General features: G+C 70.0%; 5 protein-coding genes. 4 read left to right on the top strand and 1 reads right to left on the bottom strand.

From position 1 onward, the window contains the following. The first annotated feature begins 197 nt into the window (after window positions 1-197). The 4 genes from ACXJMZ_RS20145 (at window position 198) to ACXJMZ_RS20130 (ending at window position 6054) form a co-directional block, all read left to right on the top strand. Entirely contained in the window at window positions 198-986 is a 789-nt protein-coding gene (locus tag ACXJMZ_RS20145) for an ATP-binding cassette domain-containing protein (protein ID WP_057229996.1), read from the top strand. After that, entirely contained in the window at window positions 983-2239 is a 1257-nt protein-coding gene (locus tag ACXJMZ_RS20140) for a sugar ABC transporter permease (protein ID WP_457031438.1), read from the top strand. The genes ACXJMZ_RS20145 and ACXJMZ_RS20140 overlap by 4 nt, the downstream gene beginning before the upstream one ends. Before the next feature lie 226 nt (window positions 2240-2465). Then, window positions 2466-4358 (top strand): 1-deoxy-D-xylulose-5-phosphate synthase, encoded by a 1893-nt coding sequence (dxs, locus tag ACXJMZ_RS20135; RefSeq protein WP_457031437.1) that lies wholly within the window; start codon window positions 2466-2468, stop codon window positions 4356-4358. A 178-nt stretch (window positions 4359-4536) separates the two neighbouring features. Next, complete coding sequence (locus tag ACXJMZ_RS20130) at window positions 4537-6054, top strand: ArnT family glycosyltransferase (protein ID WP_457031436.1); 1518 nt, start codon at window positions 4537-4539, stop codon at window positions 6052-6054. Between the two features lie 7 nt (window positions 6055-6061). Here ACXJMZ_RS20130 and ACXJMZ_RS20125 read toward each other — a convergent pair whose 3' ends face one another. Further along, window positions 6062-8182 (bottom strand): 3-hydroxyacyl-CoA dehydrogenase NAD-binding domain-containing protein, encoded by a 2121-nt coding sequence (locus ACXJMZ_RS20125; RefSeq protein ID WP_457031435.1) that lies wholly within the window; start codon window positions 8180-8182, stop codon window positions 6062-6064.

Below are 8182 nucleotides of genomic sequence, written 5' to 3'. Positions count from 1 at the left end.
CGCACGCTCGCCGCACGGCCGAAACGCCCGAGTAGCTCCGCTACGAGGGCGTCCCGGCCGCACGCCGATCGCACGCACCGAACGACCCGGCCTGATCCGACGGGAATCGTCAGACAGGCCCTAACCTTCGCGCCCCAGGTCGGCGCGCGGCAGGCCGTGTCACTCCTCGTCAGGAGCGGTGGCACGGAATGAAGGAGATGGTTCACGTGACAGGCGCACCCGTACTGGCGTTGCGCGGAGTCTCCAAGCGCTTCGGTGCCGTCCAGGCGCTCACCGACGTCCACTTGGAGGTCCACGCCGGAGAGGTGGTCGCGCTGGTCGGCGACAACGGCGCCGGCAAGTCGACGCTGGTGAAGACCATCGCCGGCGTCCACCCGATCGACGAGGGTGTGATCGAGTGGGAGGGCCGTGAGGTCCGGATCAACCGCCCGCAGGACGCCCAGGGTCTGGGCGTCGCGACGGTCTACCAGGACCTCGCGCTCTGCGACAACCTCGACGTGGTCGGCAACCTCTTCCTCGGCCGTGAGCTGAAGAAGTTCGGCACGCTCGACGAGGTCGGGATGGAGAAGCGCGCCAAGGAGCTGCTCGACACCCTGTCGATCCGCATCCCCAGCGTCCGGATCCCGATCGCCGCGCTCTCCGGTGGCCAGCGCCAGGTGGTCGCGATCGCTCGCGCCCTGGTCGGCGACCCGAAGATCGTCATCCTGGACGAGCCCACCGCCGCACTCGGCGTGGAGCAGACCGCCCAGGTCCTCGACCTGGTCGAGCGGCTCCGCGAGCGGGGCCTCGGGGTCATCCTGATCAGCCACAACATGGCGGACGTCAAGGCCGTCGCGGACACCGTCGCGGTGCTCCGCCTGGGCCGCAACAACGGGTCCTTCCCGGTGGCAGGTACCACCCACGAAGAGATCATCTCCGCCATCACCGGAGCCACCGAGAACGCCGTGACCCGGCGTCAGGCACGCATCGCGGAGGAAGCGAAGTGAGCACCAACCAGACCACCGAGGCGCCCGCGCCCGCGATCGACCCCCGCCTGATGATCCGTGAGGAGGGCTTCGCCGGCTACCTCGGCGAGTTCAAGCGGAAGATGAAGACCGGCGAACTGGGCTCCGTCCCGGTCGTGCTCGGCCTGATCCTGATCGCGGCCATCTTCCAGGGCCTGACCGGCGACTTCCTGAACGCCGACAACCTCACCAACATCACGCTCTGGATCGCGGGCCCCGGCCTGATCGCGGTCGGCATCGTGTTCGTCCTGCTGCTCGGTGAGATCGACCTCTCGCTCGGCTCGATCGCCGGTGTCTCGGCGGCCATCGCCGGTGTGCTGTCGGCCCGCTCCGGCGTGAACGAGTGGCTGTCGATCCTGATCGCGCTGGCCGCCGGTGTCGCGATGGGCGCCCTGCACGGCTTCTTCTTCGCCAAGATCGGCGTCCCGGCCTTCGTGGTCACGCTGGCCGGTCTGCTGGCCTGGAGCGGTCTGCAGCAGTTCGTGCTCGGGGACAAGGGCACCGCCAACGTGCTCAACAACGGCGTGATCGCCGACCTCGACCACTACTTCATCGGTGAGGGCGACATCGCCGCCACCTGGATCTTCGCGCTGGCCGGCGTCGGCCTCTTCCTGGCCGGCCAGCTGCTGGACCGCCGCCGCCGTACGGCCGCCGGGCTGCCCGCCCGCCCGGTCAGCGAGATCGCCCTGCGCACCGGCGTGATCGGCCTGATCGCGATCGCTGCCGCGTACACCCTGAACCAGAGCCAGGGCCTGCCGCTGCCGCTGGTGATCTTCCTCGGCATCGTGGTGATCACCGACTTCGTGCTCCGTCGCACCTCGTACGGCCGGCAGATCTTCGCCGTCGGCGGTGGCATCGAGGCGGCCCGCCGGGCCGGTATCAACGTGGCCTGGGTGCGGATCTCGGTCTTCATGATCTCGGCCGGCATGGCCGCGCTCGGCGGGCTGTTCATCATGAGCCAGCAGGGTTCCGCCGACAAGGCGCTCGGCAGCGGCAACGTGCTGATGAACTCGATCGCCGCGGCCGTCATCGGCGGCACCAGCCTGTTCGGCGGCCGGGGCAAGACCTGGTCGGCGCTGCTCGGCATCCTGGTGATCCAGTCGATCATCACCGGCCTCGACCTGGTGCACGTCAACCAGTCGATCCAGTACATGATCACCGGCGCGGTGCTGCTCGCCGCCGTGGTGCTCGACTCGGTCTCCCGCCGGACCCAGAAGTCCTCCGGCCGAGGTTGACCTCTTTGGTCCATGTGAGGCTCGGCACTCGAACCAATCGGGTGCCGAGCCTCGTCATGTCGGTCAACACCGGTCAACCCCAGGCGCGCTGCGCGCTGTCCGGCAGGCGGACATTAGACTCGGGCAGTCGAGCCCGACCGACCGACGGCCGGGGCGGCTCGACATCAGGGGCAGCGAGGCCCGCCAGGCCGTCCGCGGCCCGAGAAACTTGAACGAGGAGGAACGGGTGGCGCTGCTGACCCGCATTCGGGGACCGCGCGATCTCGACCGGCTCACCCCGGCGCAGCTGGCCGAGCTGGCCGAGGAGATCCGCACCTTCCTGGTCGAGGAGGTCTCCAAGACGGGCGGCCACCTGGGCCCGAACCTGGGCGTGGTCGAGCTGACCATCGCGCTGCACCGGGTCTTCGACTCGCCGCGCGACCGGATCCTCTTCGACACCGGCCACCAGAGCTATGTGCACAAGCTGCTCACGGGCCGTCAGGACTTCTCCCGGCTGCGGATGAAGGGCGGCCTGTCCGGCTACCCGTCCCGCGCCGAGTCCGAGCACGACGTGATCGAGAACTCGCACGCCTCCACCGTGCTCGGCTACGCGGACGGCCTGGCCAAGGCCAACCAGCTGCAGGGCCACCACGACCGCCCGGTGGTCGCGGTGATCGGCGACGGTGCGCTGACCGGCGGGATGGCCTGGGAGGCGCTGAACAACATCGCCGACGCCAAGGACCGCCCGCTGGTGATCGTGGTGAACGACAACGAGCGTTCCTACTCGCCCACCATCGGCGGCATGGCCAACCACCTCGCCACCCTGCGCACCACCCAGGGCTACGAGCGCTTCCTGTCCTGGGGCAAGGACGCGCTGCAGCGCACCCCCGTGGTCGGCCAGCAGCTGTTCGAGACGCTGCACGGCGCCAAGAAGGGCCTCAAGGACTTCATCGCCCCGCAGGGCATGTTCGAGGACCTCGGCCTCAAGTACATCGGCCCGATCGACGGCCACGACCTGACCGCGCTGGAGTCCGCCCTCACCAAGGCGCGCGGCTTCGGTGGCCCGGTGATCGTGCACTGCCTGACCGAGAAGGGCCGCGGCTACCACGCCGCCGAGAACAACGACGAGGACCGCTTCCACGCGGTCGGCGTGATCCACCCGGAGACCGGCCTGCCGATCAAGACCTCGTCGAGCAAGGACTGGACCTCGGTCTTCGCCGAGGAGATGGTCGTCCTCGGCCGGGAGCGCAAGGACATCGTCGGCATCACCGCCGCGATGCTGCACCCGGTCGGCCTGGCCCCGTTCGCCAAGGCCTTCCCGGAGCGGACCTTCGACGTCGGCATCGCCGAGCAGCACGCCGTCACCAGCGCGGCCGGCCTGGCCACCAACGGCCTGCACCCGGTCTTCGCGGTCTACGCGACCTTCCTGAACCGGGCCTTCGACCAGGTCCTGATGGACGTCGCGCTGCACAAGCTCGGTGTCACCTTCGTGCTCGACCGCGCGGGCGTCACCGGGACTGACGGTGCGTCGCACAACGGCATGTGGGACATGTCGATCCTGCAGGTCGTCCCCGGCCTGCGGCTGGCCGCTCCGCGTGACGCCGACCAGCTCCGCGCGCAGCTGCGCGAGGCGGTCGAGGTGGACGACGCCCCGACCGTGGTCCGCTACTCCAAGGGCACCGTCGGCCCCGCCGTCCCGGCGGTCGGCCGGATCGGTGGCATGGACGTGCTGCGCGCCGCACCCGAGGGCGAGGGCGAGGTGCTGATCGTCTCGGTCGGCGCGATGGCCCCGATGTGCCTGGAGGTGGCCGACCTGCTGGCCGCCCAGGGCATCACCTCCACCGTGGTCGACCCGCGCTGGGTCAAGCCGGTCGACCCGGCCCTGCCCGGCCTGGCCGCCGAGCACCGGGTGGTCGTCACGGTCGAGGACAACGGCCGGGCCGGCGGCGTCGGTTCGACGATCGCCCAGGCCCTGCGGGACGCCGGGGTGGACCTGCCGCTGCGCGACTTCGGCATCCCCCAGGAGTTCCTGGACCACGCCACCCGGGACGAGATCCTGAACGAGATCGGCCTCACCGCCCCGGCCATCGCCGAACAGGTCACCAAGCTGGTGGCCCGTACGGCCGCGGCCCGGGTCTGAGACACCTGGTCCACCCAGGGGCGCGGGGCCGTGAACTGCGGCTCCGCGCCCCTGGCGGTTTCCCGGTAACAAACCGCTCGCGCCCGTGGCCGACGGCCCGTCACACTTCTGTCCGATCGTCACATCGAATGGCCGGACCCGGGCGTTGGCCCACGGCCTCGCCCGGTAGGTTGTCAACGTGCCCAACGCCGTCTCACGACCACTCGCCGCCCTGACCGGGCGGCTGCCCGCGCGCGTCCGGACGGGGTACTGGACCAGAGTCGTGCCGGTGCTGGCGGTCCTCGCCACCGTCACCCACCTCCCGTCGTTCCTCCGCCCGGTGTGGAGCCCCGACGAGGGCTATCTGGCCACCCAGGCGCGGATGCTGGCCGACGGCGGCGTGCTGTACGACACCGTGGTGGACCGCAAGCCCCCGCTGCTGCCCTGGCTGTACGAGGCGTGTTTCGCGCTGTTCGGCTCCACCTCGCTCTGGCCGCTGCGCACCCTGGCGATCGTCGCCCACCTGGCCACCGCGATCCTGCTGGCGTCCATCGCCCGCGGCCGCTGGGGCAACCGGGCGGGTGCCGTGGCCGGCGGGCTCTACCTGCTGGTCTCGATCGGACTGTCCCCCGAGGACACCCAGGCGGCGACCTTCGAGGTCTTCATGCTGCCCGCGATGGTGGCCGCCTTCCGCTACGCCGAGCGCCGCCGCTGGCTGGCCGCCGGGATCGCGGTGGCGCTCTGTTCACTGACCAAGCAGACCGGCGGCGCGGTGATGCTGCCGGTGCTCTGGATGCTGTTCCAGGACGTCCGGCTGCGCGGAGTGCGCTGGCAGCCCGCGCTGTTCAAGGTCTGCTTCGGCTTCGCGCTGCCGATAGCGCTGGTCGCGGTGATCCTCACCAAGCCCAAGGGCTTCCTGTTCTGGGTGGTCACCGGCAGCGGCGACTACGCCTCGATGGGCGGCGCCTGGCTGCAGATGTCCGGCCGGGCGCTGGGTAACTCGGCGATCCTGCTGGCCGCCTGTCTGGGCTTCCTGGCGCCGCTCGGCCACCGGCTCTGGCTGAGGCTCCGTCACGGCGCGCTGCCGACCGTCCGGGGCGAGGAGCACGGCGCCTCCTCCGACCTCTGGGTCTGGCTGCTCTCCTCGGTGGTGGCGGTCAGCACCGGCTTCCACTTCTTCGGCCACTACTACCTCCAGCTGATGCCCCCGCTGGTGCTGCTCGGGGTCGGCGCGGTGACCACCTCGTCGATCCGCTGGCGTCCGGTGCTGGTGTACAGCACGGTCGCGGCGACCGCGTTCTGGGGCCTGGCGGTGTTCTGGCCGGGCCAGCGGCTCGACCACTCCAGCGAGGTGGCCAGCACGATCGCCGAGCAGACCACGGCCAAGGACACCGTGCTGGTCTGGGGCATGCACCCGGAGCTGTACTGGCTGTCCGACCGACGCCCCGTCACCCGCTATCTGACCGCCGGCTTCCTGACCAACTTCAGCGGCGGCAAGGACGGCAAGGACGTCGGCGAGCAGTTCAGCATGGCGAACGCCTGGCAGACCTTCGACCAGGAGCTGGCCGACAAGGGCTTCCCGGAGATCGTGGTGGACGACTCGGGCCTGGCCCCGTACCAGCCGGTGCACATCCCCCGGATAGAGAGCCTGCTGGAGACCCGCTACGAGGTGGTCGCGGTGAACGCGGACACGGTGATCTACCGCCTCAAGAAGTAACGTCCCGTCAGGACGCCGAAAGGCCGGKGGCGAGGAACTTCTTGCCGTTCACCCGCTCCGAGACGCCCGACCGGTCCAGGTACGGGGTGATCCCGCCGAGGTGGAAGGGCCAGCCCGCACCGGTGATCATGCAGAGGTCGATGTCCTGGGCCTCGCCCACGACACCCTCGTCCAGCATCAGGCCGATCTCCTGGGCCACCGCGTCGAGCGAGCGGTCCAGGACCTGCTGCTCGGTCAGCACGGTGTCGCCGAAGGTCAGCAGCGCCAGCACCTCGGGGTCGAGGACCTGCTGGCCGTCCACCCAGATGTAGAAGCCGCGCTTGCCGGCCTTGACCACCTTGCCGAGGTTCTCGGAGACGCCGAAGCGCTCCGGGAAGGCCCGGTTCAGGGTCTCCGAGACGTGCTGCGCGATGGCCGGGCCGACCAGCTCGAGGAGCACGATCGGGGACATCGGCAGGCCGAGCGGGAGCACGCCCTTCTCGACCGTCTCGATCGGGGTGCCCTCGTCGATGATCGCCTGGATCTCGCCCATGAAGCGGGTCAGGATCCGGTTGACCACGAACGCCGGGGCGTCCTTGACCAGCACGGCGGTCTTCTTGAGCTTCTTGGCCACGCCGAAGGCGGTGGCCAGCGAGGCGTCGTCGGTCTGCTCGCCGCGGACGATCTCCAGCAGCGGCAGGATGGCGACCGGGTTGAAGAAGTGGAAGCCGACGACCCGCTCGGGGTGCTGCAGCTTCGAGGCCATCTCGGTGACCGAGAGGGAGGAGGTGTTGGTCGCCAGCACACAGGTCGGCGAGACCACGGCCTCCAGGTCCGCGAAGACGGTCTGCTTGACGCCCATCTCCTCGAACACCGCCTCGATCACGAAGTCGGCGTCGCCGAAGGCCGCGGCCTTGTCCAGCGAACCGGTGACCAGGCCCTTGAGGCGGTTGGCGTTGTCCGGGTTGACCCGGCCCTTGGCCAGCAGCTTGTCGATCTCGGCGTGCACGTAGCCGACACCCTTGTCGACGCGCTCCTGGTCGATGTCCGTGAGGACCACCGGCACCTGGAGGCGGCGGGCGAACAGCAGCGCCAGCTGAGAGGCCATCAGACCGGCACCCACGACGCCGACCTTGGTGACCGGACGGGCCAGCGACTTGTCCGGCGCACCGAACGGACGCTTGGCCCGGCGCTGCACCAGGTTGAAGGCGTACAGGCCCGCGCGCAGCTCGCCGCTCATGATGAGGTCGGCCAGCGCGACATCCTCGGCGTCGAAGCCCGCCTGCAGGTCCTGGTCCTTGACCTGCTGGATGATGTCCAGCGCCTTGTACGCGGCCGGAGCGGCCCCGTGCACCTTGGAGTCGGCGATCAGGCGGCCCCAGGCGACGGCGTCGTCCCAGGCCTTGCCCCGGTCGATCTCCTCGCGCTCGACCACGGTCGCGCCGGTGAGCACCTTGGCGGCCCACAGGATCGACTGCTCCAGGAAGTCGGCCGGCTCGAAGATCGCGTCCGCGATGCCGAGCTCGAAGACGTCCTGGCCCTTGAGCTGCTTGTTCTGGCTCATCGAGTTCTCGATGATGACCTTGATCGCCTTCGAGGGGCCGATCAGGTTCGGCAGGATGGTGCAGCCGCCCCAGCCGGGGACCAGACCGAGGAAGACCTCGGGCAGCGAGAACGCCGGGACGCCCGAGCTGACGGTGCGGTAGCTCGCGTGCAGGCCGACCTCGACGCCGCCGCCCATCGCCGCGCCGTTGTAGAAGGCGAAGGTCGGGACGGGCAGCGCGGCGATCCGCTTGAAGACGTCGTGGCCGCCCTTGCCGATGGCCAGCGCGTCGCTGTGCTCCTTGAGCACCTCGACACCCTTGAGGTCGGCGCCGACCGCGAAGATGAACGGCTTGCCGGTGATCGCCACGGCGACGATGTCACCGGCGGCGGCCTCGGCCTCGACCTGGTCCAGCGCCTCGGACAGCTTGGCCAGCGAACCCGGGCCGAAGGTGGTCGGCTTGGTGTGGTCGAAGCCGTTGTCCAGGGTGATCAGCGCCAGCCGGCCCGCGCCGAGCGGCAGGTCCAGGTGACGTACGTGCGCGGTGGTGACGACCTCGCCGGGGAACAGCTCGGCGGCGCGCTTCAGCAGCTCAGTGGTGCTCAT

Source organism: Kitasatospora sp. P5_F3, assembly GCF_054049135.1.
Note: the sequence above shows the minus strand (reverse complement) of the source record. Positions and strands in the feature narration are given on the sequence as shown.

Excerpts from the sequence above, each read along its gene's own strand:
- ACXJMZ_RS20145 (WP_057229996.1), top strand. The coding sequence starts at position 198 with ATGGTTCACGTGACAGGCGCACCCGTACTGGCGTTGCGCGGAGTCTCC.